Origin of the sequence: Geobacillus sp. B4113_201601 (assembly GCF_001587475.1) — a bacterium.
GTDB classification, from domain to species: Bacteria; Bacillota; Bacilli; order Bacillales; family Anoxybacillaceae; genus Geobacillus; species Geobacillus icigianus.
Genome location: NZ_LQYX01000079.1, coordinates 29,531 through 54,728, shown reverse-complemented (window position 1 = coordinate 54,728; position 25,198 = coordinate 29,531). Strand labels below are relative to the sequence as shown.

The 25,198-nt window shown below is 55.2% G+C and carries 22 protein-coding genes, 1 rRNA gene and 1 riboswitch; of the genes, 20 read left to right on the top strand and 3 right to left on the bottom strand.

The genetic code is table 11. From position 1 onward, the window contains the following. Positions 1 to 414: 414 nt before the first annotated feature. Positions 415 to 531: ribosomal RNA gene (rrf, locus tag B4113_RS11170) — 5S ribosomal RNA — on the top strand. Between the two features lie 222 nt (positions 532 to 753). Here the strand turns inward: rrf and B4113_RS11165 are convergent. Next, positions 754 to 1,200: an Hsp20/alpha crystallin family protein gene (locus B4113_RS11165; RefSeq protein WP_033842585.1), complete on the bottom strand. Its 447-nt coding sequence runs from the start codon at positions 1,198 to 1,200 to the stop codon at positions 754 to 756. 148 nt (positions 1,201 to 1,348) lie between these two features. Then, a riboswitch (purine riboswitch) is annotated at positions 1,349 to 1,450 on the top strand. A 109-nt stretch (positions 1,451 to 1,559) separates the two neighbouring features. Here B4113_RS11165 and purE point away from each other — a divergent pair. The 12 genes from purE to purD all read left to right on the top strand — a co-directional run bounded on the left by purE (position 1,560) and on the right by purD (position 14,416). Continuing rightward, positions 1,560 to 2,048 carry a 5-(carboxyamino)imidazole ribonucleotide mutase gene (gene purE / locus B4113_RS11160; protein ID WP_033842584.1) on the top strand — a complete coding sequence of 163 codons (489 nt, stop codon included), beginning with the start codon at positions 1,560 to 1,562 and terminating at the stop codon, positions 2,046 to 2,048. Next, the gene (purK, locus tag B4113_RS11155) at positions 2,032 to 3,189 is read left to right on the top strand and encodes a 5-(carboxyamino)imidazole ribonucleotide synthase (protein WP_231559777.1); all 1,158 of its coding nucleotides are present in this window, start codon (positions 2,032 to 2,034) and stop codon (positions 3,187 to 3,189) included. The genes purE and purK overlap by 17 nt, the downstream gene beginning before the upstream one ends. Beyond that, positions 3,186 to 4,481 (top strand): adenylosuccinate lyase, encoded by a 1,296-nt coding sequence (purB, locus tag B4113_RS11150; RefSeq protein ID WP_033842583.1) that lies wholly within the window; start codon positions 3,186 to 3,188, stop codon positions 4,479 to 4,481. The genes purK and purB overlap by 4 nt, the downstream gene beginning before the upstream one ends. A 75-nt stretch (positions 4,482 to 4,556) precedes the next feature. Beyond that, complete coding sequence (purC, locus tag B4113_RS11145) at positions 4,557 to 5,285, top strand: phosphoribosylaminoimidazolesuccinocarboxamide synthase (RefSeq protein WP_033842582.1); 729 nt, start codon at positions 4,557 to 4,559, stop codon at positions 5,283 to 5,285. Then, positions 5,273 to 5,527 carry a phosphoribosylformylglycinamidine synthase subunit PurS gene (gene purS, locus B4113_RS11140; RefSeq protein WP_033018440.1) on the top strand — a complete coding sequence of 85 codons (255 nt, stop codon included), beginning with the start codon at positions 5,273 to 5,275 and terminating at the stop codon, positions 5,525 to 5,527. The genes purC and purS overlap by 13 nt, the downstream gene beginning before the upstream one ends. Further along, a complete protein-coding gene (gene purQ, locus B4113_RS11135) occupies positions 5,524 to 6,210 on the top strand; it encodes a phosphoribosylformylglycinamidine synthase subunit PurQ (protein WP_033018439.1) in 687 nt (228 codons plus the stop codon). Before purS ends, purQ begins: the two co-directional genes overlap by 4 nt. Continuing rightward, entirely contained in the window at positions 6,194 to 8,422 is a 2,229-nt protein-coding gene (gene purL / locus B4113_RS11130) for a phosphoribosylformylglycinamidine synthase subunit PurL (RefSeq protein ID WP_033842581.1), read from the top strand. The genes purQ and purL overlap by 17 nt, the downstream gene beginning before the upstream one ends. After that, positions 8,398 to 9,810: an amidophosphoribosyltransferase gene (gene purF, locus B4113_RS11125; protein ID WP_061912506.1), complete on the top strand. Its 1,413-nt coding sequence runs from the start codon at positions 8,398 to 8,400 to the stop codon at positions 9,808 to 9,810. Before purL ends, purF begins: the two co-directional genes overlap by 25 nt. A 117-nt stretch (positions 9,811 to 9,927) precedes the next feature. Continuing rightward, complete coding sequence (gene purM, locus B4113_RS11120; RefSeq protein WP_061912505.1) at positions 9,928 to 10,968, top strand: phosphoribosylformylglycinamidine cyclo-ligase; 1,041 nt, start codon at positions 9,928 to 9,930, stop codon at positions 10,966 to 10,968. Then, a complete protein-coding gene (purN, locus tag B4113_RS11115) occupies positions 10,965 to 11,594 on the top strand; it encodes a phosphoribosylglycinamide formyltransferase (RefSeq protein WP_033842578.1) in 630 nt (209 codons plus the stop codon). The genes purM and purN overlap by 4 nt, the downstream gene beginning before the upstream one ends. Next, positions 11,560 to 13,098: a bifunctional phosphoribosylaminoimidazolecarboxamide formyltransferase/IMP cyclohydrolase gene (purH, locus tag B4113_RS11110; protein WP_033842577.1), complete on the top strand. Its 1,539-nt coding sequence runs from the start codon at positions 11,560 to 11,562 to the stop codon at positions 13,096 to 13,098. The genes purN and purH overlap by 35 nt, the downstream gene beginning before the upstream one ends. A 25-nt stretch (positions 13,099 to 13,123) precedes the next feature. Beyond that, positions 13,124 to 14,416, top strand: coding sequence for a phosphoribosylamine--glycine ligase (gene purD, locus B4113_RS11105; RefSeq protein ID WP_033842576.1), 1,293 nt, complete (start codon positions 13,124 to 13,126; stop codon positions 14,414 to 14,416). Here purD and B4113_RS21195 read toward each other — a convergent pair. Then, on the bottom strand, positions 14,370 to 14,474 hold the full coding sequence (locus B4113_RS21195) for an EYxxD motif small membrane protein (protein WP_342443833.1): 105 nt from the start codon (positions 14,472 to 14,474) through the stop codon (positions 14,370 to 14,372). The genes purD and B4113_RS21195 overlap by 47 nt on opposite strands. Before the next feature lie 328 nt (positions 14,475 to 14,802). Then, on the bottom strand, positions 14,803 to 15,048 hold the full coding sequence (locus B4113_RS11100) for a DUF2892 domain-containing protein (RefSeq protein WP_033018432.1): 246 nt from the start codon (positions 15,046 to 15,048) through the stop codon (positions 14,803 to 14,805). A gap of 97 nt (positions 15,049 to 15,145) precedes the next feature. Here B4113_RS11100 and B4113_RS11095 point away from each other — a divergent pair, with 97 nt between their 5' ends. The 7 genes from B4113_RS11095 (at position 15,146) to B4113_RS11065 (ending at position 24,700) form a co-directional block, all read left to right on the top strand. Then, a complete protein-coding gene (locus tag B4113_RS11095; RefSeq protein ID WP_061912504.1) occupies positions 15,146 to 16,891 on the top strand; it encodes an adenine deaminase C-terminal domain-containing protein in 1,746 nt (581 codons plus the stop codon). 28 nt (positions 16,892 to 16,919) lie between these two features. Further along, positions 16,920 to 17,939, top strand: coding sequence for a DUF3048 domain-containing protein (locus B4113_RS11090; RefSeq protein WP_033018430.1), 1,020 nt, complete (start codon positions 16,920 to 16,922; stop codon positions 17,937 to 17,939). Positions 17,940 to 18,104: 165 nt separating this feature from the next. Next, entirely contained in the window at positions 18,105 to 18,431 is a 327-nt protein-coding gene (locus B4113_RS11085) for a YerC/YecD family TrpR-related protein (RefSeq protein WP_033018428.1), read from the top strand. A gap of 98 nt (positions 18,432 to 18,529) precedes the next feature. Then, complete coding sequence (locus B4113_RS11080) at positions 18,530 to 19,249, top strand: heptaprenylglyceryl phosphate synthase (RefSeq protein ID WP_033018427.1); 720 nt, start codon at positions 18,530 to 18,532, stop codon at positions 19,247 to 19,249. Positions 19,250 to 19,276: 27 nt separating this feature from the next. Continuing rightward, positions 19,277 to 21,448, top strand: a complete 2,172-nt coding sequence (pcrA, locus tag B4113_RS11075) for a DNA helicase PcrA (protein WP_033018450.1) — start codon at positions 19,277 to 19,279, stop codon at positions 21,446 to 21,448. A gap of 19 nt (positions 21,449 to 21,467) precedes the next feature. Next, a complete protein-coding gene (gene ligA, locus B4113_RS11070) occupies positions 21,468 to 23,480 on the top strand; it encodes an NAD-dependent DNA ligase LigA (RefSeq protein WP_033018426.1) in 2,013 nt (670 codons plus the stop codon). After that, positions 23,477 to 24,700: a CamS family sex pheromone protein gene (locus B4113_RS11065; protein ID WP_033018425.1), complete on the top strand. Its 1,224-nt coding sequence runs from the start codon at positions 23,477 to 23,479 to the stop codon at positions 24,698 to 24,700. Before ligA ends, B4113_RS11065 begins: the two co-directional genes overlap by 4 nt. The last annotated feature ends 498 nt before the right edge of the window (positions 24,701 to 25,198 follow it).

The following is a 25,198-nucleotide window of genomic DNA, read 5'->3' as shown; positions in this document are numbered from 1 at the left end:
GATAGGTCCGAGGTGGAAGCGTGGCGACACGTGGAGCTGACGGATACTAATCGATCGAGGGCTTAACCTAGAAAAGCGCAGGCGAGCGGTTCGCCGCGACGGGCAAATGTTCTTCGCCCGCAGGGGCGCTTGCACCCCGAGGGAGAAGGTGATTTGACCCCGAGCGGCGGCGAGCCGGAGCTAGACAGTGCGAAAAGCGGAGGCCGCCCGCTTATCGGCGAAACGCGCTGGAGGGCCTGCGAGGAGGCTGTCGCCGCCACAGCAGGACCGAAGCGTCGCAAGCCGATGGCGGCTGAAGCTAGACAGTGTGATACGCGGCTTCTTCCGACGGTTATCTAGTTTTGAAGGAATGCGTTCCTTCTTGACAGGAATTGATTTTCTGGTATAATGATTGATGAAAAACGGAATGGCTTGCCTAGTGGTGATAGCGGAGGGGAAACACCCGTTCCCATCCCGAACACGGAAGTTAAGCCCTCCAGCGCCGATGGTAGTTGGGGCCAGCGCCCCTGCAAGAGTAGGTCGCTGCTAGGCAGGCAAAAATGAGGGAGCTATACGGTTCTCTCATTTTTTTGCCTATTGTCATTAAGTTTTAATGACGCCATTTTCAATCCTCTCCCCCAAAATGTAAAGCGTGATCATCGTTTCCTAGACCCCCTTTTTCATAAAGCGATAGGAAACGGAAACTCGCGAAAGGGTGTCCCGTCAACGTGGGACACCCTCTTTTTTGTCAAGAAAGCGGGGCCTGGCCATTGGTTATGGTTCGCTTTTTTTAATCACGATCTTCTTTTTTGGCTCTTCAGGGATGAGCCGATGAAGGTGGATGAACAATAAGCCGTTATGATATGTTGCTTCGATGCGATCATCCTTGACGGGGAACGGCAACGGGATCGTTTTTTCGAACCGGCCTTGGAAAATTCCTTCTTCCACTAAGTCAAATCCTTGAAAGCTCAGATTAATGATTGCCTTGATTTCCAGTGTCTTGTACGATACATACACTTCCGCGTCTTCGCTTTTCTCCAGACCCGGCAAGCTGACGACGACAAGCAGCTCGTTATCCTTTCTGTAGATATTCATGCCTGACGATGGTTGATGGGATGAACGCAACAGCGGTTGGATGTTTCCCCAAAAATCGTTTTGGAAAAATTGCTGCCAATGCTTTGTCCAATCGGAAAACGGTGTGAATGGATGTTCGTTGGCCATGGCGTTTCCCTCCTCCGCACATTTATCATATGCCTCCTTATTGTTTTGGTGATTTGAAAAAACACGAACATTTGTGTTTATTTAATAATGAATGTTCGATTTTATCTTGACATTTCACCAAGGATCTTGCTACTATAAAAGTAGTTTCATAATGCGTAAAAGAATCCCTCATATAATTTTGGGAATATGGCCCAAAAGTCTCTACCCAATAACCGTAAATTATTGGACTATGAGGGAAAGGATCGGTTTTGGCTTTTTTTCGATCAGCAACTGTCAAAGCCCAGAACGATGCTTTCCCTCGCCCAAAAGAGGGAATGTATGTTCTGGGCTTTGTTTATTAAGGGTAAGGAGTGGAACGTATGAGCCCGCTAGTTGGGGTAATCATGGGAAGCCGTTCAGATTGGGAAACGATGAAGCACGCCTGTGCGATTCTTGAAGAACTGGGCGTCCCGTTTGAGAAAAAAGTCGTGTCGGCGCACCGGACGCCCGATGAAATGTTCCGGTATGCGGAAACGGCGGAGGAGCGGGGCCTTAAGGTGATTATCGCGGGGGCCGGTGGAGCGGCTCATTTGCCGGGAATGATCGCGGCGAAAACGACGCTGCCGGTGATTGGTGTGCCGGTGCAGTCAAAGGCATTGAACGGGCTCGATTCGTTATTGTCGATTGTGCAAATGCCAGGCGGGGTGCCGGTGGCGACAGTGGCGATCGGCAAAGCAGGGGCGATGAATGCGGGACTGCTCGCCGTGTCGATCATCGGGCTGTTTGAGCCGCGCTATATGGAGGCGCTCAAAGCAAGGAGAGAATCGATTCGAAAACAAGTTGTGGAAAGCAGTGATCAACTTGACTAAGCGGCGGATTGTTCCGGGAGAGACGATCGGCATCATCGGCGGGGGCCAGCTCGGGCGGATGATGGCTTTGGCGGCGCGTGAGATGGGGTTTCGCGTTGCGGTTCTTGATCCAACGCCTGACTCTCCGTGCGGGCAAGTGGCGGATGTAGAAATCACCGCGCCGTACGATGATTTGGATGCAATAGCTGACCTGGCGCGCGTCAGTGATGTCATCACGTACGAGTTTGAAAACATCGATGCGCGAGCGCTTGAGTGGCTTGTGGAAAACGCCTATGTTCCACAAGGAAGCCGGTTGCTTGCGGTGACGCAAGATCGGGCGTTGGAGAAAGAGGCAGTCGTCGCTGCCGGTTTGCCGGTGGCGCCGTATGTGGAAGTGAATGAACGGGATGAGTTGGAAGAGGCCGTTCGGGTGATCGGGTTTCCGTGTGTCTTAAAAACGCGGCGCGGCGGTTATGACGGAAAAGGACAATATGTGCTCCGGGGAGAAGGGGATGTCGCCAAAGCGGCAGAGCTGCTTCGCCTTGGTTCGTGTATTTTGGAAGGCTGGGTGCCGTTTGTGAAGGAAATATCGGTCATTGTCACCCGCAACGGCGACGGGGAGACGGCTGTTTTTCCGGTGGCGGAAAACATTCATGTCGAGAACATTTTGCATCAGACGATCGTTCCAGCACGGATCCCGCAGCACATCGAGCAGCGGGCGGTCCGTTACGCCAAGACGCTGGCGGCATCATTTTCACTCATGGGGACGTTGGCGGTGGAAATGTTTTTGACAGGGGACGGGGATATTTATATTAATGAGTTGGCCCCTAGACCGCACAACTCGGGTCATTATACAATCAATGCATGTGCCACGTCCCAATTCGCCCAGCACATCCGCGCCGTCTGCAACTGGCCGCTCGGGTCGACGGAATTGGTAAAACCGGCCGTGATGGTCAATATTTTCGGCGAGCATGTCGAGCCGGTCATTCGGCAAATTGATGCGTTTGCCGGTGCGGTGTATGTCCATCTGTACGGCAAGCACGAAGCGAAGCCGAAGCGGAAAATGGGCCATGTGACCGTACTGGCGGAGGATGTTGAGGAAGCGCTGGCGCGAGTGGAATCGTGGCAAATTTGGCATGATCGGAGGCTGGAACGAGGATGATTGAACGTTACACAAGACCGGAAATGGGAGCCATTTGGACAGAGGAAAATCGCTTTCAGGCATGGCTTGAAGTGGAATTGCTCGCGTGCGAGGCGTGGGCCGAGCTTGGTGTCATCCCGAAAGAAGATGTCCGCCGTCTGCGTGAAAATGCGTCGTTTGACGTCAAGCGCATTAAGGAAATTGAAGAAGAAACGCGTCATGATGTCGTCGCCTTCACCCGCGCTGTTTCCGAGACACTTGGCGAGGAGCGGAAATGGGTGCACTACGGGCTGACATCGACGGACGTCGTCGATACGGCGCTCGGCTATTTGTTAAAGCAGGCGAACGCCATTTTGCGGCGTGATTTGGAAACCTTTATTCAAGTGCTGAAAGAGAAAGCGCGCGAACATAAATACACGGTCATGATGGGGCGCACGCACGGCGTTCATGCCGAACCGACGACGTTCGGGCTGAAATTGGCGCTTTGGTATGCGGAAATGGAACGGAATTTAGAGCGGTTTGAACAAGCGGCGAAGATGGTCGAGGTCGGGAAAATTTCCGGCGCGGTCGGCACGTATGCCAACATTGACCCATTTGTCGAGCAATATGTGTGCGAAAAGCTCGGGTTAACGCCGGCGCCGATTTCGACGCAAACGTTGCAACGCGACCGCCACGCCTACTACATGGCGACGCTCGCGCTCATCGCGACATCGATTGAAAAATTTGCTGTGGAAATTCGCGGCTTGCAAAAAAGCGAAGTGCGTGAAGTCGAGGAGTTTTTTGCCAAAGGGCAGAAAGGTTCGTCAGCGATGCCGCATAAGCGCAATCCGATCGGTTCGGAAAACATGACCGGCATGGCGCGCGTCATTCGCGGATATATGGTGACGGCGTATGAAAATGTGCCGCTTTGGCATGAGCGCGACATTTCCCATTCGTCAGCGGAGCGCATCATTTTGCCGGATGCGACGATCGCGTTGAACTATATGTTGAACCGGTTCGCTAACATTGTGAAAAACTTGTTGGTGTATCCGGAAAATATGAAGAAAAATATGGAGCGCACATTCGGGCTCATTTACTCGCAGCGCGTCTTGCTCGCTTTGATTGACAAAGGGATGACGCGCGAGGAAGCGTACGATTTAGTGCAGCCGAAAGCGATGGAAGCGTGGGAGAGACAAGTGCCGTTCCGCTCGCTTCTCGAAGCGGATGAGCGGATTACGAGCCGGTTGACGAAAGAAGAGCTCGACGATTGCTTTGATTACCGCCACCATTTGAAACACGTCGATACAATTTTTGCCCGCTTAGGATTAGAGTAAGTGGAAGCCGGCTGGCCTCATGCTGGCCGGTTACACGAAAGATTTTCAATCTTCTGGATAACGGAGGCTTGCATCATGCCGGCAAAACAACAGCTGTTGTATGAAGGGAAAGCGAAAAAAATTTACGCCACGGATGAACCGGATATCCTTTGGGTCGAGTACAAAGACAGCGCCACGGCGTTTAACGGCGAGAAAAAGGCGACGATCGCCGGCAAAGGGCGGCTCAATAACGAGATTTCCAGTTTGTTGTTTACGAAATTGCAAGAAGCAGGCGTTGCCAATCACTTTATGAAAAAATTGTCGCCGACCGAGCAGCTTGTGAAAAGTGTAGCGATCATCCCGCTGGAAGTCATCGTCCGCAACGTCGTGGCCGGGAGTTTGGCGAAGCGTCTCGGCTTGGCGGAAGGGACTCCGCTTGAAACCCCACTTGTCGAGTTTTACTACAAAAACGATGACCTTGGCGACCCGCTGCTCGTCGAAGACCACATTGCGATTTTGAAGCTCGCGAGCCGCGAGGAGGTCGCCTGGCTGAAACGGGAAGCGCTGAAAGTGAACGACGTGTTGCGCGCCCATTTTGCCGAGCGAAAAGTGAGATTAATTGATTTTAAGTTGGAGTTTGGCCGCACGGCGGACGGCGCGATCCTTTTAGCGGATGAGGTGTCGCCGGATACGTGCCGGCTTTGGGACGCCGAGACGAATGAGAGATTGGATAAGGACGTATTTCGCCGTGATCTTGGCAGTTTAACCGAGGCGTATGAGGTTATTCTCGAACGGTTAGGGGGAGAATCGGCATGTATAAAGTAAAAGTGTATGTCACGTTGCGCGAAAGTGTGTTGGATCCGCAAGGGACAGCGGTGAAGGGGGCGCTGCACAGCCTTTCGTATACGGAAGTGAAAGACGTCCGAATCGGCAAGTTTATGGAGCTGGTGATCGAAAAAAGCGATCGCGACCTTGATGAGATGGTCCGTGACATGTGCGAGAAATTGTTGTCCAACCCGGTCATCGAAGATTACCGCTATGAAATTGAGGAGGCCGTCGCCCGATGAAGTTTGCCGTCATTGTCTTTCCGGGATCGAATTGCGATGTTGATATGTACCATGCGGTCGCCGATGAACTCGGCGAAGAAGTGGAATACGTTTGGCATGATGAAGAGAATCTCGATCGGTTCGACGCCATTTTGCTTCCGGGCGGCTTTTCATACGGCGATTACTTGCGCTCAGGGGCGATCGCCCGTTTTTCCAAGGTGATGGCCGCCGTGAAACAAGCCGCGGAAGCCGGAAAACCGGTGCTTGGGGTGTGCAACGGGTTTCAAATTTTGCTTGAAGCCGGCTTGCTTCCTGGGGCGATGCGCCGCAACCAAGGGTTGAAATTCATTTGCCGGCCGGTGCAGCTTGTCGTGGAAAACAATGAAACGATGTTTACCTCTGCCTATGACAAGGGCGAAGTGATTACCATTCCGATCGCCCATGGTGAAGGGAATTATTATTGCGACGAACAAACGCTAAAGCGCCTTGTCGAAAACCGGCAAATCGTCTTCCGCTACCATGGGGAAAACCCGAACGGCAGCTTGGCGGAGATCGCCGGCATTGTCAACGAGCGAGGCAACGTGCTCGGCATGATGCCGCATCCGGAGCGGGCGGTCGACGCTTTGCTTGGCAGCGCGGACGGATTGAAGCTATTTCGATCGATCGTCAATTATTGGAGGGAGACGCATGTCGTTACTGCTTGAGCCGAGCGCGGCGATGATCAAAGAACAAAAGCTGTACCGCGAGATGGGGTTAACAGACGAAGAATTTGCCCGCATTGAAGCGATGCTGGGGAGGTTGCCGAACTATACGGAAACCGGCATTTTTGCCGTCATGTGGTCGGAGCATTGCAGCTACAAAAACTCGAAGCCGGTGCTGAAAAAATTCCCGACTGATGGCCCACATGTGCTGCAAGGGCCGGGCGAGGGTGCCGGCATTGTCGATATCGGCGACGGGCTGGCGGTGGCGTTTAAAATCGAAAGCCATAATCACCCGTCGGCGATCGAGCCGTACCAAGGAGCGGCGACCGGGGTCGGCGGCATCATCCGCGACGTCTTTTCGATGGGGGCGCGGCCGATTGCGCTGCTTAACTCGCTTCGATTTGGCGAATTGACGTCGCCGCGCGTCAACTATTTGTTTGAACACGTCGTCGCCGGGATCGCCGGGTATGGCAACTGCGTCGGCATCCCGACCGTCGGCGGCGAGGTGCAGTTCGATCCGGCGTATGAAGGCAATCCATTGGTCAACGCCATGTGCGTTGGGATCATCCGCCATAAGGACATTCAGCGCGGCATCGCGACCGGGGTTGGGAATACGGTCATGTACGTCGGGGCGAAAACGGGCCGCGACGGCATCCACGGGGCGACGTTTGCCTCTGAGGAATTAAGCGAGCAATCGGAAGCGAAGCGTCCGGCCGTGCAAGTCGGCGACCCGTTTATGGAAAAACTGCTGCTTGAGGCGTGTCTTGAAGCAGTCAAGTCCGATGCGTTAGTCGGCATTCAAGATATGGGCGCCGCTGGGCTTACGAGCTCGTCGGCCGAGATGGCGAGCAAAGGCGGCTTCGGCATTGAAATGAATTTGGATCTTGTTCCGCAGCGCGAGGCGGGCATGACGCCGTATGAAATGATGTTGTCCGAATCGCAGGAGCGGATGCTGCTTGTCGTCAAGCAAGGACGGGAAGAGCAAATCGCTGCGATTTTTGCGAAATATGGCCTCGAGGCAAAAGCGATCGGCAAAGTAACCGATGATCAAATGCTTCGTCTGTTTTTCCGCGGCGAGGCGGCGGCAGAAATTCCGGTTGATGCGTTGGCGAAAGACGCGCCGGTGTATCATCAACCATCGGCGGAGCCGGCTTATTACCGTGAGTTTCAAGCGATGCCGCCGTATATTCCGCACATTGAAGATTACAATCAAACATTGCTCGCGCTGCTCGCCCAGCCGACGATCGCCAGCAAGGAATGGGTGTATGACCAGTACGACTATATGGTGCGGACGAATACGGTTGTCGCTCCGGGATCGGACGCGGCTGTCGTGCGCATCCGCGGCACGAATAAGGCGCTCGCGCTGACCACCGACTGCAACTCGCGCTATGTGTATTTGGATCCGGAAACAGGAGGGAAAATCGCGGTCGCCGAGGCGGCGCGCAATGTCGTCTGTTCCGGAGCGACGCCGCTCGCCATTACCGACTGCCTCAACTTCGGCAGCCCGGAAAAGCCGGATATTTTCTGGCAGCTGGAGAAAGCGGTTGACGGGATGAGCGAAGCGTGCCGGGCGCTTGAGACGCCGGTCGTGAGCGGCAACGTCTCGCTTTACAATGAAACGAACGGCGAGGCGGTGTACCCGACGCCGGTTGTCGGCATGGTCGGCCTGATCGAAGACCTTTCCCATATCACGACGCAATCGTTTAAGCAAGCAGGTGACTTGATTTACGTGATCGGCGAGGCGAAGCCGGAGTTTGGCGGCAGCGAGCTGCAAAAGTTTCTAGAAGGCCGCATTTTCGGAAAAGCGCCGGAAATTGATTTGAAAGTGGAAGCAAGCCGCCAGCGCCAGCTGCTTGCGGCGATTCGCGCGGGGGTGGTGGCGTCCGCGCATGATGTGGCTGAAGGGGGCTTAGCCGTTGCGCTTGCCGAGTGTGTCATGGGGACTTCAGGGCTTGGCGCGAAGGTGACGATCCGCGGTGATCTCGTCAGTGAACTGTTCAGCGAAACGCAGTCTCGTTTTGTCGTTTCGGTGAAAAAGGAACATCAAGAAACGTTTGAGCGGCTTGTAGAAGCGAAACGGATCGGGGAAGTGACGGATGACGGCACATTCACCGTGAACGGGGAGCAGGGGGAAACGATCATCCGCCTTTCGGTTGACGATATGCGAAACGTCTGGAAAGGGGCCATTCCATGCTTGCTGAAATCAAAGGATTGAACGAGGAGTGCGGCATTTTCGGCATTTGGGGGCATGAAGACGCCGCCCGGCTCACATACTACGGCCTTCACAGCTTGCAGCACCGTGGGCAGGAAGGGGCCGGCATCGTGGTGGCGGGCGGCGGAAACTTGTCTGGCCATAAAGGGCTTGGCTTGGTGACGGACGTGTTTCAAAGCGGGACGCTCGATGCGCTTTGCGGCTCGGCGGCGATCGGCCATGTCCGCTATTCGACGGCGGGTGGGGGCGGCTATGAAAACGTTCAGCCGCTCTTATTCCGCTCGCAAACCGGTGCGATGGCGCTCGCCCATAACGGCAACTTGACGAACGCCATTGAGCTGAAGCTTGCACTCGAAGGGCAAGGAAGCATTTTTCAGACGACATCGGATACGGAAGTGTTCGCCCATCTCATTCGCCGCAGCCAAGCGCCGACGTTTGTCGGGCAAATGAAAGAGGCGCTCAGCCAGATCGAAGGGGCGTTTGCGTTTTTGTTGCTGACGGAAACGGCGCTGTATGCGGCGCTTGACCCGCACGGGTTTCGGCCGCTGTCGCTCGGCCGGCTCGGCTCGGCGTATGTCGTCGCCTCGGAAACGTGCGCATTTGATGTCATCGGCGCCACATATGAGCGAGAAGTGTCGCCAGGGGAATTGCTTATCATCAGCGGCGAAGGGGTGCGTTCGGAACGGTTCGCTCCGGAGCGGCCGCGGTCGATTTGCAGCATGGAATACATTTATTTCGCTCGTCCGAACAGCCATGTCGACGGCATCAATGTCCACACGGCCCGAAAAAACTTAGGAAAGCGGCTCGCCTTGGAAGCGCCGGCCGAAGCCGACATTGTCACCGGCGTGCCGGACTCAAGCATTTCGGTTGCCATCGGTTACGCTGAGGCGAGCGGCATTCCATACGAATTGGGCTTGATTAAAAACCGATATGTCGGCCGGACGTTCATCCAGCCGTCGCAGGCGTTGCGCGAGCAAGGAGTGAAAATGAAGCTGTCGCCGGTGCGCGGGGTTGTGGCCGGCAAGCGGGTCGTGATGGTGGATGATTCGATCGTGCGTGGGACGACGAGCCGGCGCATTGTCGCGATGCTCCGCGAAGCCGGGGCGGTTGAAGTGCACGTGCGCATCAGCGCGCCGCCGATCACCCATCCTTGCTTTTACGGCATTGATACGTCGTCCAAGGAAGAACTGATTGCAGCGAAACATACGGTCGAAGACATCCGCCGCTTAATCGGCGCCGATTCGCTGGCGTTTCTTAGCCAAGAAGGGCTGCTGGCAGCGATTGGCCGTCCGGAAGGCGCACCGCAGCGCGGACAATGTTTGGCGTGCTTCACCGGCCAATATCCAACCCGGATCAGCCCAATCGCCCAGCCGTGCATGACAGTCAAATGACAGGCAGCTCTGCGGAGCGGGCAATGAATACCGTGGCGCGCTGCTATTGGGGGAAAATAGCGGCCGTCAAGGCGTGCGCTTGTTCGAGCGCAGCGGGCGGAGAAAAGGGGGATTCATGTGGCAAAAGCATACAAACAAGCAGGGGTCGACATTGAGGCCGGTTATCAGGCCGTCGCCCTGATGAAAGAGCACGTGCAAAAAACGATGCGGCCGGAAGTGTTGGGCGGAATCGGCGGGTTTGGCGGCTTGTTTGATTTATCGGCGCTTGGTTATCGTCAGCCGGTGCTCATCGCCGGCACGGATGGCGTCGGGACAAAGCTGAAATTGGCGTTTTTGCTTGACCGGCACGATACGATCGGCATTGACTGTGTGGCGATGTGTGTCAATGACATCGCTGTCCAAGGAGCGGAACCGCTCTTTTTCCTTGACTATATCGCTTGTGGCAAAGCGGTGCCGGAGAAAATCGCCGCCATCGTCAAGGGGGTGGCTGACGGCTGCGTCGAAGCTGGCTGCGCCTTGATCGGCGGGGAAACGGCGGAAATGCCAAGCATGTACGCGGAAGACGAGTACGATTTGGCCGGGTTTGCCGTCGGCATTGCCGAAAAAGAGCGGTTGGTGACGGGGCAAACGATCCAAGCAGGCGATGTGTTGATTGGCCTTCCATCAAGCGGTTTGCACAGCAACGGCTACTCGCTTGTGCGCCGCATCGTGTTCGAGCAGGCGAAGTTGGAGCTTGACCGCATTTACGAGCCGCTTGATGTTCCGCTCGGCGAGGAGTTGTTGAAGCCGACGCGCATTTACGCGAAACAGTTGCGCTCTGTGCGTGAGCGGTTTACGATCAAAGGGATGGCGCATATTACCGGCGGCGGGTGGATCGAAAACGTTCCGCGCATGCTGCCTTCGGGGCTTGGCGCGCGCATTCAGCTCGGTTCATGGCCGGTGCTGCCGATTTTTGAGCTTCTGCGTAAAATGGGTCGTCTGGAAGAGCAAGAGATGTTTTCTGTCTTTAATATGGGCATTGGCCTCGTGCTCGCCGTCAGCTCGGAAACGGCGGCGCCGCTTGTCAAATGGTTGGACGAACAAGGAGAGCCGGCCTACATCATTGGCGAAGTGACAAAAGGAGCGGGTGTGTCGTTTACCGGAGGGGACAAAGCATGAAGCGATTGGCCGTGTTTGCCTCCGGAAGCGGAACGAATTTTCAGGCGCTCGTCGATGCGGCGAAGCGCGGCGAGCTGCCGGCGGACATCGCCCTGCTTGTCTGCGATCGGCCGGGCGCCAAGGTCATCGAACGAGCGGGGCGCGAACACGTGCCGGTGTTCGTGTTTTCCCCAAAAGACTACCCGTCGAAAGCGGCGTTTGAGAGCGAGATTTTGCGTAAGTTAAAGGAACGGCAAGTTGAATGGATCGCGTTGGCCGGCTACATGCGCTTGATCGGGCCGACCTTGCTTTCCGCCTATGAAGGGAAAATCGTCAACATTCATCCGTCGCTGTTGCCGGCGTTTCCGGGCAAAGACGCCATCGGCCAAGCGTATCGGGCGGGCGTGTCGGAAACGGGCGTCACCATCCATTATGTCGATGAAGGGATGGACACCGGACCGGTCATCGCCCAGCGCGCTGTTCCGATCGTGCCGGGAGAGCCGATCGAAGCGCTTGAGGCGCGCATTCATGCGGTCGAACATGAGCTATATCCGGCGGTATTGCGCATGCTGCTAGGGGAAGCGGAACAACAAGAAGAAAGGATCGAAAACGATGGCAGTGAAACGAGCATTAATCAGCGTGTCTAATAAAGAAGGGATCATTTCGTTTGCCAAACAGCTCGCTGAACTCGGCGTCGAGATCATTTCGACCGGCGGGACGAAACGGGCGCTTGAGGAAGCAGGCGTTCCCGTCATTTCGATTTCCGATGTCACCGGGTTTCCGGAAATTTTAGACGGGCGCGTCAAAACGCTGCATCCGGCCATTCACGGCGGCATTTTGGCGGTGCGCAGCGATGAGCACCACCAAGCGGCGCTTGCGGAGCATGGCATTCGCCCGATCGATTTGGTCGTTGTCAACTTGTATCCGTTCCAACAGACGATCGCGAAGCCGGACGTGACGCTGGCTGAGGCGATTGAAAACATCGATATCGGCGGTCCGACGATGGTGCGCGCCGCAGCGAAAAACTATGCCGATGTCGCCATCGTCGTCGATCCAGCCGATTACCGAACGGTCATCGAGGAGCTGAAAACAACCGGATCGATCCAAGCGGAAACGCGGCAAAAATTGGCGGCGAAAGCGTTCCGCCATACGGCGGCATATGACGCTATGATTGCCGAGTATTTAACAAACCTCGCTGGAGAGGACTACCCGGAAACGCTCACTATCACGTACACGAAAAAACAATCATTGCGCTATGGAGAGAATCCGCATCAATCGGCGGCGTTTTACGCCAAACCGCTCGGTGCAGCGTTCTCGATGGCCAACGCAGTACAGCTGCACGGAAAAGAGCTATCGTACAACAACATTAACGATGCCAATGCGGCCATCAATCTTATCCGCGAGTTTCAGGAGCCGGCCGTAGCGGCGATCAAACATATGAACCCGTGCGGCGTCGGTGTCGGCGCGACGCTTCTTGAGGCGTTTACGAAAGCGTACGAGGCCGATCCGGTGTCCATTTTTGGTGGCATTATCGCCGTGAATCGGGAAGTGGACAAAGAAACGGCCGAACGGATGCATGACATCTTTTTGGAAATCGTCATCGCGCCATCGTTTAGTGACGAAGCGCTCGCCATTTTGATGCAAAAGAAAAATATCCGTCTGTTGACGCTTGATTTCACGGCGCCCGACGGTAAGGAAAAAACGCTCGTTTCGGTCAACGGCGGCGTGCTCGTCCAAGCTGCCGATACGTATACGCTTGCGGACGCCAAATGGCATGTCGTCACGAAGCGCGAGCCGACCGAAAAAGAGCGCGAACAGCTTCGTTTTGCGTGGAACGTTGTGAAGCATGTCAAATCCAACGCCATTGTGCTGGCGAAAAACGGCATGACCGTTGGCGTTGGCGCCGGACAAATGAACCGGGTCGGCGCGGCGAAGATCGCCATTGAACAAGCCGGGGAGCAGGCGGCAGGCGCGGTGCTCGCTTCCGACGCCTTTTTCCCGATGGACGACACCGTAGAAGCGGCGGCAAAAGCCGGCATTACGGCCATCATCCAGCCGGGCGGCTCGATTCGTGACGCCGATTCGATCCGCAAAGCGGATGAGTATGGCATTGCCATGGTGTTTACCGGCGTCCGCCATTTTAAACATTAAACGGCGGCAAAAGGGGAGGGAGACGATGAACGTTCTCGTAGTCGGACGCGGCGGGCGCGAGCATGCCATCGCTTGGAAGGCGGCGCAAAGCCCGCTTGTTGGAAAACTGTATGCCGCGCCGGGCAACCCGGGCATCGGGGAAGTCGCGGAGCTCGTCGACATTGATGAACTCGATTTTGACGCGCTTGTTCAGTTTGCGAAACAAAACAAGATTGATTTGACGATTGTCGGGCCGGAAGCGCCGCTGGCCGCCGGCATTGCCGACCGCTTTATGGCGGAAGGGCTACGCCTATTCGGCCCGAGCCAAGCGGCGGCGCTCATTGAAGGAAGCAAAGCGTTCGCGAAAGGGCTTATGAAAACATACGGCATCCCGACGGCGGACCATGCGACGTTTTCCTCATATGAACAAGCGAAAGCGTATATTGAGGAAAAAGGAGCGCCGATCGTCATTAAAGCGGATGGGCTGGCCGCCGGAAAAGGCGTCACTGTCGCCCAAACAGTGGAAGAGGCGCTGGCCGCAGCGAAGGCCGCGCTTGTCGACGGACAATTCGGTGCCGCCGGCAGCCAAGTCGTGGTCGAGGAGTATTTGGAAGGCGAAGAATTTTCGTTTATGGCGTTTGTAAACGGCGAGAAAGTGTACCCGCTCGCCATCGCCCAAGACCATAAACGGGCGTACGACGGGGACGAAGGGCCGAACACCGGAGGGATGGGAGCGTATTCGCCCGTGCCGCAAATATCCGCCGATACGGTCCAAATCGCTTTGGAGACGATTTTGCGTCCGACCGCCCAAGCGTTAGTGACCGAAGGACGGCCGTTTACCGGCGTCCTGTATGCCGGGTTGATCTCCACTTCAGCCGGGCCGAAAGTGATCGAATTTAACGCCCGGTTCGGCGATCCGGAGGCGCAAGTCGTGCTGCCGCGTTTAAAAACCGATTTGCTTCAGGCGATCTTGGCGGTGATGGACGGAAAAGAACTGGAGCTCGAGTGGACGGATGAAGCGGTGCTTGGCGTTGTGCTGGCGGCGAAAGGCTATCCGGGCGCTTACGAACGCGGAGCGGCCATCCGCGGACTCGAGCGGCTCGCTCCGGATGCATTGTTGTTCCACGCCGGCACGAAGCGCGAAGATGGAACGCTTTACACAAACGGCGGCCGCGTCCTGCTGCTGGCGGCCAAAGGGGCGACGCTCGCTGAGGCGAAGGAAAAAGCGTACGAGCAATTGGCGGCGATTGACTGCGCCGGCTTGTTTTACCGCCGCGACATCGGTCGGCGCGCTATCGAACGCGCCTCCGCCGCAAATACACATACGACAGGGCGATAATGCCGCCGATTAACATTGCCAACACAAACGACATATCGGTCATATATTCCAGCAACATGGTGATCCACTCCTTTGGATGGAAGGTGTCCTAGGCGCGGGACACCTTTTTCTCGCCCTAATCATGAGTTTTTCTAGAAGGCCGGTGATTTAAGGGAGCAAGCCGCTGATCAAGCCCGTTTTTCAAATAGAAAAGCCTCGTCGCATCACGATCACCTTTCAAACGATCCCCCATTGCTCAAAAGAAACAACCGTTTTTCACCAGCCTTCTAGGGCCTTTCAACAGCAACCGATCAGCCCGGCGCTGCCGAGAAAGAGGGGGAACGATGAGGGACAGCGGCCATCGTTGCTGTCCCAAGCTCTTGCGTATCGATGCGTCGCTGTCATGTTTATGTTGGGTTGATGACAGTTTCTGTTTCCTCATTAAGCAGCTGCCGGCGCTGCATATTCTCCACTAACGCAGTGACAGGGCAAAAACGAGTGATGCCTTCCCCGACTTTCATCGCCCCAAGCAAGATGGCCCACAAATAGGAGGTGCACCATGGGCGGCGGGCGAAGCGGGCGGCCCCCCAAGCGACAACAGTCAACCCAAGGGTAATGCGAATGAGCGCATTGACAATGCCGATATTCGCCATCGTTGAATCCCTCCTTTCATCTTTCGTATTGTGAAAATGATTTTTGTGCGTTAAAATGATTACATGGAACGATTAGGAAACAAGGGACGGGGTGTCAATGAGCGAACAACGTTACCGATGGAAAGGCAGCGAGCTGCGCGAACAAGCAGCGGTGATTGATGGCAAACAATCGCCGACCAAAGTGTTAGTCAACGCCACGTATTTGCATTCGTATTTCCGCGAATGGGTGAAAGGGAATATATGGATTCATGGCGACCGTATCGTGTATGCCGGTGATCGGCTTCCCGACCGCGTTGATCCGTCATGTGAGACGGTTGACTGCCGCGGATATGTGCTCGTCCCGGGCTACATGGAGCCGCATGTTCATCCATTTCAATTATATAATCCCCATTCGTTTGCCTATTATGCGGCCTTGTACGGAACGACGACGCTGGTGAACGATAACTTGTTTTTGCTTTTACAGCTGAAAGACGAACAATCGCTTTTATTTTTGCAAAAAATGAATGCGCTTCCAACGTCGATGTATTGGTGGTGTCGGTTCGACGGACAGACAGAGCTTGAACGCGAGGAGGAGACACTGTCCAACGCCCGGATCAAATGGTGGCTTGACCAAGAAAGCGTGCTTCAGGGTGGAGAGCTGACTTCATGGCCAAAAGTGATCGGCGGGGATGACATCATCTTGTACTGGATGCAGGAAGCGAAGCGGCGGCGGCGCAAAATCGAAGGACATTTTCCCGGAGCATCGGAAAAAACGCTCGTCAAAATGGCGCTCTTTGGCGCCGATGGCGATCATGAGGCGATGACCGGGAAAGAAGTGCGTCTGCGCCTTTGGCACGGCTATACCGTCACCCTCCGCCATTCTTCCATTCGCCCGGACTTGCCGGTGCTGCTTGAGGAGATGAAGGCACTCGGGCTTGAGCGTTATGACCAATGCCTGCTTACAACGGACGGTTCGCCGCCATCGTTTTACGAGCACGGGGTGATCGACCGGCTCATTCGCATGGCGATCGAACACGGCGTACCTGTGATCGATGCGTATGCAATGGCGACCATCAACGTCGCCCGTCACTATGGAATCGAGCATCTCCACGGCAGCATCGCCACCGGCCGGATTGCGCATATTAACTTTTTGCGCTCCGCCCATGACCCGACGCCGGTGCAAGTGCTGGCGAAAGGCCAATGGGTCAAGCGCGAGGGCGAAGAGCCTAGCATATGGCCAGCACCGGACTGGGGGCAATTAGGTCTCGGGTCTCTCTTGTTGTCGTGGGAGATTGACGGAGACGATTTGCAAGTGTCGATGCCGATGGGGCTGCGCATGGAAAATGCGGTCATTTTAAAGCCGTATTCGGTGTCGATCGATACAACGCGCGACCATCTTGGCCATGATCACGACGAATGTTTTTTAGTGCTGCTTGATCGCCGCGGTCGCTGGCGCGTCAATACGATGCTGAAAGGATTCGCGACAGCGCTTGGCGGCTTGGCGAGCTCCTACTCCAACACGGGCGATCTGCTTCTGATCGGCAAACATAAAGAAGACATGATGCTTGCATTCCAACGCATGAAGGAACTGGGCGGCGGCATAGTGCTTGCCGAACGCGGGAACGTTGTCTTTGAGCTTCCGCTTCCGTTGGCCGGCATGGTGTCCCCGCTCGAGATGAGGACACTGATCGCCGAAGAGCGCGCGTTCGTTCGCCTTATGCGCGAGCGGGGGTATCGCTTCGAAGATCCGGTGTATTCATTGTTTTTCCTGCAATCGACCCATTTGCCGTACGTTCGGATTACGCAACGGGGCATTTATGATGTGATGCACAAAACGGTACTCTTTCCTTCGATAATGCGGTAAAATAAAAAAGAAAAAGGTTGTGTGTCCATTGAAACGTTGGCTGTTCATCATCGGGTGCACGGCGCTTTTGCTCGGTGGCTGCACGACGGAACGAGAGCAGAAACAAGCAAAACAAGCCGAGCCACCAGCTTCTTCGCTGACAGAACCATCCGCGCCTGCGGCCGAGGAAAAACAACGATTTCCGCTCACCGGATTGCCGGCTCATGAAGATTCCCAACAGCGGGTGGTCGGCGTCATGATCAACAACCATCCGAAAGCCCGGCCGCAATCAGGGCTAAGCAAGGCCGATATCGTGTATGAAGTGCTTGCTGAAGGCGACATCACTCGCTTTTTAGCTCTTTATCAGAGCGAACGGCCCGAGCGGGTGGGACCGGTGCGAAGCGCACGTGATTACTATATTGACTTGAGCGAAGGCTACCATGCACTGTATGTATGCCACGGCTGGAGCCCAGAAGCGAAAGCACGTCTTGAAGGAGGCGGCATCGACTATTTGAACGGTCTGTTTTACGACGGTACGCTGTTTCACCGCGTTTCGTTCCGCAAGGCGCCGCACAACTCGTACATTACATTCGCCAACATTGAAAAAGGGGCTAAACAAAACGGATACGCGTGGACGGACGAGGTCGCCCCGCTGCCGTTTCGCGATGACGAGCCCCGCGGCGAGCAGGCCGGGACGATTCACATCGCTTATTCGCGTCAGGCGTATGCCCAGGTGGAATACCGGTATGTACCGGAGCAAAAAGGATATGCTCGATCCAGCGGCGGCGAGCAGACGATCGATTATGATACGCATGAGCCGATTGTCGTGCAAAACGTGCTGATCGTCGCCGCCCGCCATCACGTCGTCGATCACTACGGGCGGCGCGCCATCGATTTGGCGGCAGGCGGCCAAGGCTATTTGTTGCAACATGGCGTTATCCAGCCGATCGAATGGAAAAACATTGATGGGCGGCTGCTGCCGTACCGCGACGGGCGGCCAGTCGGATTTGTGCCCGGGAAGACATGGATCAATATTGTTCCGACGCTGGACATTGTCCACTGGAAATAAAGCAACAATGGCGGGGCCCGCCTAGCGGTGGGGTGGAGCAAAGAGGAAAGCCACTCGGCCCGATCCGCTCGCCCTCACAACAGATTCGGGGCCGGTTAGAGAAAAACGAGGCACGTTGCGCGGCGGCGGGAACGTCCCCGTCTCAAGCAAAGGAGGAAGACAAGGATGCAAATTGACAAACTGCGCGGCAGAGAGCTGGATCAGTTGTTTAAAGCGATTTTGTCGTTGCGCGATGTAGAAGAGTGTTACCGCTTTTTTGATGATTTATGCACGGTGAACGAAATTCAGGCGCTCGCCCAGCGGCTGGAAGTCGCTCGCATGCTGCGCGAAGGGTATACGTACCATAAAATCGAAACGGAAACCGGAGCGAGCACGGCGACGATCTCGCGCGTCAAGCGCTGCCTTAATTACGGCAACGATGCTTATGCCATGGCGCTTGACCGCATCAAAGAGGAAGAACGTCAAGAGGCAAGCGAACCGATCATCGACTGAGGCCAAAAGGAGGTTCCTTCCATTTGCAAAGGAACTCCTTTTCTTTTTGCGGATTTGTTATAATGAAACAATGGAGACGGAGTGGAGGGGATTTTGCGATGGAAGAGATTCGCGCCTGGCGCCATGTGTTCAAACTCGACCCGAACAAACCGATCGATGACGAGCGCCTAGAGCGTCTTTGTGAGTCGGGAACGGATGCTGTCATCGTCGGCGGCACGGACGGGGTGACGATCGATGGGGTGCTCGACTTATTGGCCCGCGTCCGCCGCTTTTCGGTGCTGTGTGCGCTTGAGGTCACGGATGTCGAGGCGCTAACGCCGGGATTTGATGTGTATTTGATTCCGATCGTTTTGAACAGCCGGCGAACGGAATGGATCATCGGCCGTCATCACGAGGCGATGAAGCGATACGGCGATGTGATGAACGGAGAGGAATTGGTTGCCGAAGGCTATTGCATTGTCAACCGTGAATGCAAAGCAGCAAAGCTGACAGAGGCTGATGCAGCGCTCGCTGACGAGGATGTCGTGGCGTATGCTCGTCTCGCCGAACAGCTGTATCGGCTGCCGATTTTTTATCTCGAATACAGCGGAACGTACGGAGACCCCGCTTTAGTGGACAAAGTCAAACGGGTGCTTAGCCGCGCGCAGCTCGTCTATGGCGGTGGCATCACGACGCCGGAACAGGCGGCGGAAATGGCTCGCTATGCCGATACAGTTGTCGTTGGCAACGCCATTTACGAGTCATTCGAAAACGCGTTGGCCACGGTGGCAGCCGTCCAACAGATGGCAGACCGGCGTAAGTTCGGCGCCGGAACATAGAACTTATGTTTGTTGGTGGTGGAAACGATGAATTTTTTATCGGAAAAGCTGCTTGCTCATTTAAATAAGGAGCAGCAAGAAGCTGTCAAAACGACGGAAGGGCCGTTGCTCATCATGGCGGGAGCGGGGAGCGGAAAAACGCGCGTGCTGACGCACCGGATCGCCTATTTGATGGCCGAGAAACAGGTGGCGCCGTGGAATATTTTGGCCATTACGTTTACGAACAAAGCGGCGCGCGAAATGAAGGAGCGAGTGCAGGCGCTGTTGGGCGGGGCGGCGGAAGACGTATGGATTTCGACGTTTCACTCGATGTGCGTCCGCGTGTTGCGCCGCGACATTGACCGCATCGGCATCAACCGCAATTTTTCCATCCTCGACCCGACCGATCAGCTTTCGGTCATCAAAGCGATTTTGAAAGACAAAAATATCGATCCGAAAAAATGGGAGCCGCGGACGATTTTAGGCACGATCAGCGCAGCGAAAAACGATTTGCTCGCGCCGGAACAATTCGCGAAGCGGGCGTCGACGTATTATGAAACGGTCGTGAGCGACGTGTATCAAGAGTATCAACAACGCCTTCTCCGCAACCATTCGCTCGACTTCGACGATTTGATCATGACGACGATCCAGCTGTTTGACCGCGTGCCGGATGTGCTTCAATATTACCAGTATAAATTCCAGTACATTCACATTGATGAGTACCAAGATACGAACCGCGCCCAATATACACTGGTGAAAAAGCTCGCTGCACGGTTCCAAAACATTTGCGCCGTCGGCGATGCCGACCAGTCGATTTACCGGTGGCGCGGGGCGGATATTCGCAACATCTTGTCATTTGAACGCGATTATCCAAACGCGAAAGTGATTTTGCTTGAGCAAAACTACCGTTCGACGAAGCGGATTTTGCAAGCGGCAAACGAAGTCATCGCTCATAACGTCAATCGCAAGCCGAAGCGGTTGTGGACGGAAAATCCGGAAGGGAAGCCGATCACGTATTATGAGGCGATGAACGAAGTCGATGAAGCGCGGTTTGTCGCCGACCGCATTCAAGAGGCGGTCGAACAGGAAGGGCGGCGCTACCGCGATTTTGCCGTGTTGTATCGGACGAATGCGCAGTCGCGCGTCATCGAGGAAGTGTTTTTGAAAGCCAATATTCCGTATCAAATCGTCGGCGGCTTAAAGTTCTATGACCGGAAAGAAATCAAAGACATCCTCGCTTACTTGCGCGTCATCGCCAATCCTGATGACGATTTGAGCTTGCTGCGCATCATCAACGTGCCAAAGCGCGGCATCGGAGCGTCGACGATCGACAAGCTCGTCCGCTATGCGGTGGAGCATGGGCTGTCGGTGTTTGCCGCGCTCGGTGAACTGGAGATGATCGGATTCAGCGCCAAAACAGCCGGAGCGCTCGCCGCCTTCCGCGCCCAGCTGGAGCAATGGACGCAGCTGCAGGAATACGTTTCTGTGACCGAGCTCGTCGAAGAAGTGCTCGATCGGTCCGGCTATCGCGCGATGCTGGAGGAGGAGCGGACGATTGAGGCGCAAAGCCGGCTTGAGAACTTGGACGAATTTTTGTCGGTGACAAAGCATTTTGAAAATGTCAGCGATGATAAGTCGCTCATCGCCTTTTTGACCGACTTGGCGCTTGTTTCCGATTTGGACGAGCTCAACGGCAGCGACCAAGCGGCAGAAGGGGATGCGGTTGTGTTCATGACACTTCATGCCGCCAAAGGGCTGGAGTTCCCGGTCGTCTTTTTGATCGGCATGGAAGAAGGCATTTTCCCGCATAACCGTTCGCTTAACGACGAAGATGAGATGGAAGAAGAGCGACGATTGGCGTATGTCGGCATCACTCGTGCCGAAGAAGAGCTCGTGTTGACGAGCGCGCAAATGCGGACGTTGTTCGGAAACATTCAGATGAATCCGCCTTCGCGTTTTTTAAACGAAATTCCACCGCATTTGCTAAAGGCGGCTGTCCCCCGGTCTGTGGCCGCACCGCGTCCGGCTGCTGCCCGCCCAGTCCATGGCGTTGTCGGAGGATGGAAAGTGGGCGACCGCGCCAACCATCGAAAGTGGGGAGTGGGCACGGTAGTCAGCGTTCGCGGCGACGGAGAAGATCAAGAGTTGGACATCGCGTTTCCAAGCCCGATTGGCGTCAAGCGGCTGCTTGCGAAGTTTGCGCCGATTGAGAAAGCATAGAAAGGAGAACCGGTGACGTATGGATCGCCAACAAGCCGAACAGCGCGCAGCCGAGCTGCGCGAGCTGCTCAACCGCTATGGCTACGAATATTACGTGCTGGATCGTCCATCTGTTCCAGACGCGGAGTATGACCGGTTGATGCAAGAGCTCATCGCCCTTGAGGAACAGTATCCGGAGCTAAAAACGAGCGATTCGCCGACTCAACGCATCGGCGGACCGCCGCTGGAGGCGTTTCGCAAGGTGACGCATCGCGTCCCGATGATGAGCTTAGCGAACGCGTTTCACGAAGGCGATTTGCGCGATTTTGACCGCCGCGTCCGCCAAGAAGTCGGCGAAGTGGCGTATGTGTGTGAATTAAAAATTGATGGTCTTGCCGTTTCGGTTCGCTATGAAGAAGGTTATTTCGTCCAGGGGGCGACGCGCGGCGACGGAACGACAGGGGAAGACATTACGGAAAATTTGAAGACGATCCGCTCGCTGCCGCTGCGTCTTAACGAACCGGTGTCGCTTGAGGCGCGCGGCGAGGCGTTTATGCCGAAAGCGTCGTTTCTGCGCCTGAATGAGGATCGGAAAGCGCGCGGCGAGGAGCTGTTCGCCAACCCGCGCAATGCTGCGGCCGGCTCGCTCCGCCAGCTCGACCCGAAAGTGGCGGCGTCGCGCCAGCTCGATTTGTTCGTTTACGGATTGGCTAATGCCGAAGAGCTTGGGATTGCGTCGCACAGCGAGGCGCTCGACTATTTGCAGTCGCTTGGGTTTAAAGTGAATCCCGAGCGGCGGCGCTGCGCCACGATCGAGGACGTGATCGCGTTTGTCAACGAGTGGCATGAAAAACGGCCACAGCTGCCGTACGAGATCGACGGCATCGTCATTAAAGTCGATTCGTTTGCGAAGCAGCGACAGCTTGGCACGACAGCCAAAAGCCCGCGCTGGGCGATCGCTTACAAGTTCCCAGCTGAAGAGGTCGTCACAACGCTGATCAGCATTGAAGTGAACGTCGGCCGCACCGGTGTTGTCACCCCGACGGCGATCCTCGAGCCGGTTCGCGTCGCCGGCACGACCGTGCAGCGCGCCACTCTTCATAACGAAGATTTTATCCGCGAAAAAGACATCCGTATTGGCGATGCCGTCATCATTAAAAAAGCGGGCGACATTATCCCGGAAGTCGTCGGTGTCGTTGCTGATCGGCGCGATGGGGATGAAGTGCCGTTTGTCATGCCAACGCATTGTCCGGAATGTCAAAGTGAGCTCGTCCGCCTGGAAGGAGAAGTGGCGCTCCGTTGCTTAAACCCGAACTGTCCGGCCCAGCTGCGCGAACGGCTCATCCATTTCGCCTCAAGGGCAGCGATGAACATTGAAGGGCTGGGGGAAAAAGTCGTCACCCAACTGTTTAACGCCGGTCTTGTCCACGATGTCGCCGACTTGTACCGGCTGACGAAAGAACAGCTTGTCGGTTTAGAGCGGATGGGTGAAAAATCGGCAGCCAATTTGCTGGCGGCGATTGAAGCGTCAAAGCAAAACTCGCTTGAGCGGCTGCTGTTTGGCCTCGGCATCCGCTACGTCGGAGCGAAGGCCGCCCAGCTGTTGGCCGAACATTTCGAAACGATGGAGCGGCTGGAGAAAGCGACGAAAGAGGAATTGATGGCCGTTCCGGAAATTGGCGAAAAAATGGCCGACTCGATCACCGCTTTCTTTTCTCAGCCGGAAGCGGTCGAGCTGTTGAATGAATTGCGCTCTTACGGTGTCAACATGGCATACAAAGGACCGAAGCGGGCGGTTGAGGTACCGGCAGACTCCGCTTTCGCCGGCAAAACGGTTGTTTTGACTGGAAAGCTGATGTCTATGTCGCGCAATGAGGCGAAAGAACAAATCGAGCGGCTCGGCGGACGCGTCACTGGCAGCGTCAGCCGCAGCACTGACATTGTCATCGCCGGCGACGACGCGGGGTCAAAGCTTGATAAAGCCCGACAATTGGGCATCGCCATTTGGGATGAACCACGATTTTTGCAAGCGATAAGCAGGAGGGAATCATGAGAAGAAATCCGATCATTCGCAGCGTCGGGGCTCACCGTCAAACGAAACGGGCGCGAAAGCAGCTGGCCGCCCTCGGGCTCGCCGCTGTCTGCCTGTTGTCTTCGTGCGCGCCCAAATTCAACGAAGGCGAGGAAGTAGTGCAGAATAAAGGAAACAAAGAGCAAGAAGCGGTGATTCCGAAATACAACATCTCAGATTCGTATTATCGAGTCGTGCTGCCGTTTAAACCGTCCGGGGCGCGCGGACACGTGGTCAACGACGTCAATACGCGCCTTGACGTCGACGAATTTGAGACAGGGCTGATGCGTCTGGCTTCCGAGCGGTTTTCGCCCGACGATTACTTGTTTCAAGAGGGGCAGTATTTAGACAGTGAAACGATCGATAAATGGCTTGCGCGCAAGAAAACAGACCGCCAGTTGAAAGCGGAAAAAATGAAACCGGAAGACAATATCGGCTTAAATCCGGCGATCAACGATACAGGGACGAACGAGCAAAAAAATACGCAGAGCCCCATTTATTTGGCAAGCATTTTGGAACATGATTATTTAGTCAAGGCGGGCAATGATAAAGTGAAGCTTGGCGGCGTTGCGATCGGCTTGGCGTTAAACTCTGTCCATTATTATTCAACCGAACAAGGTTATCCGCGCGAGGTCAAAATCAAAGACGATGTCATTGAACGGGAAGGCAAGCGAATCGCCGCCGAGGTGTTGAAGCGGCTGCGAAAGATCAAAGGGCTCGGCAGTGTGCCGATCACGATTGCCTTATACAAACAGGCGCCGCGCTCGTCTGTGACTCCGGGGCATTTTTTTGCTGTTACCTACGTCGATGAAGGAAGCAGCACGATTGATGATTGGGAGGCGGTGCATGAGGAATATTATTTATTCCCATCCGATGAAGCGGAAGAAAACCACCGTGACGATTGGCTAAAATTCAACAACTTTAAATCGGACGTGGAAGATTTCTTTCCGAACTACACTGGCATTGTGGGTCGAGGATTGTACGTCAATGACCAACTTCAGAAGCTGACGATCAACATAACAATGCCGTTTTACGGCAAGGCGGAAGTGATTGGCTTCACCCAATATGTGACCGGTTTGGTGATGGAAAAATTTCCGGATTACATCACCGTCAACGTCTACATCTCTTCAGCCGGCCAACCTGAAAGCCTCATCGTGCGCCAAGCGAAAGCAGATAAGCCGTTTGTGCATATTTATCAATAAGTTAGCCGGCCAACCGCGGGGCAGCATGAGGGTGTCCCAAAAATCGGGATACCCTCTCTCAACGTTATATATAGACACTAACCATCGCCTCCATACTGCTGTGTCTTTCTTGAGGGGAGATCGCCTTTTGGGTCATCCCCATGCTTTGTTGATGATGAACCATTGCTAAGCGAAGCACCGTCCTGCTCTGACTTGCATCAGCGATAGGATGTTTTGTGGATAGAACGCGTTGGAAAAGGTGGTGAAAAACCCCTGTTTGCCTTGATCGGTGATGGAACGTGTGAACATAGAGGCTGATGCAGTAAGCTTTTTCTACTTGAGAAATGATCCTAAGAAGCGGTGGCGCGAGTAAATCACAACTCTCCTAGGGGGCTGGTGATTTAAGGGACAAGCCGTTTATCAAGCCCGTTTCTCAAATAGAAAAGCCCTGTCGCATCAGGATCGCCTTTCAAATGTTCCCCCTTTGCTCAAGAGAAACAATCGTTTTTCACCAACCAT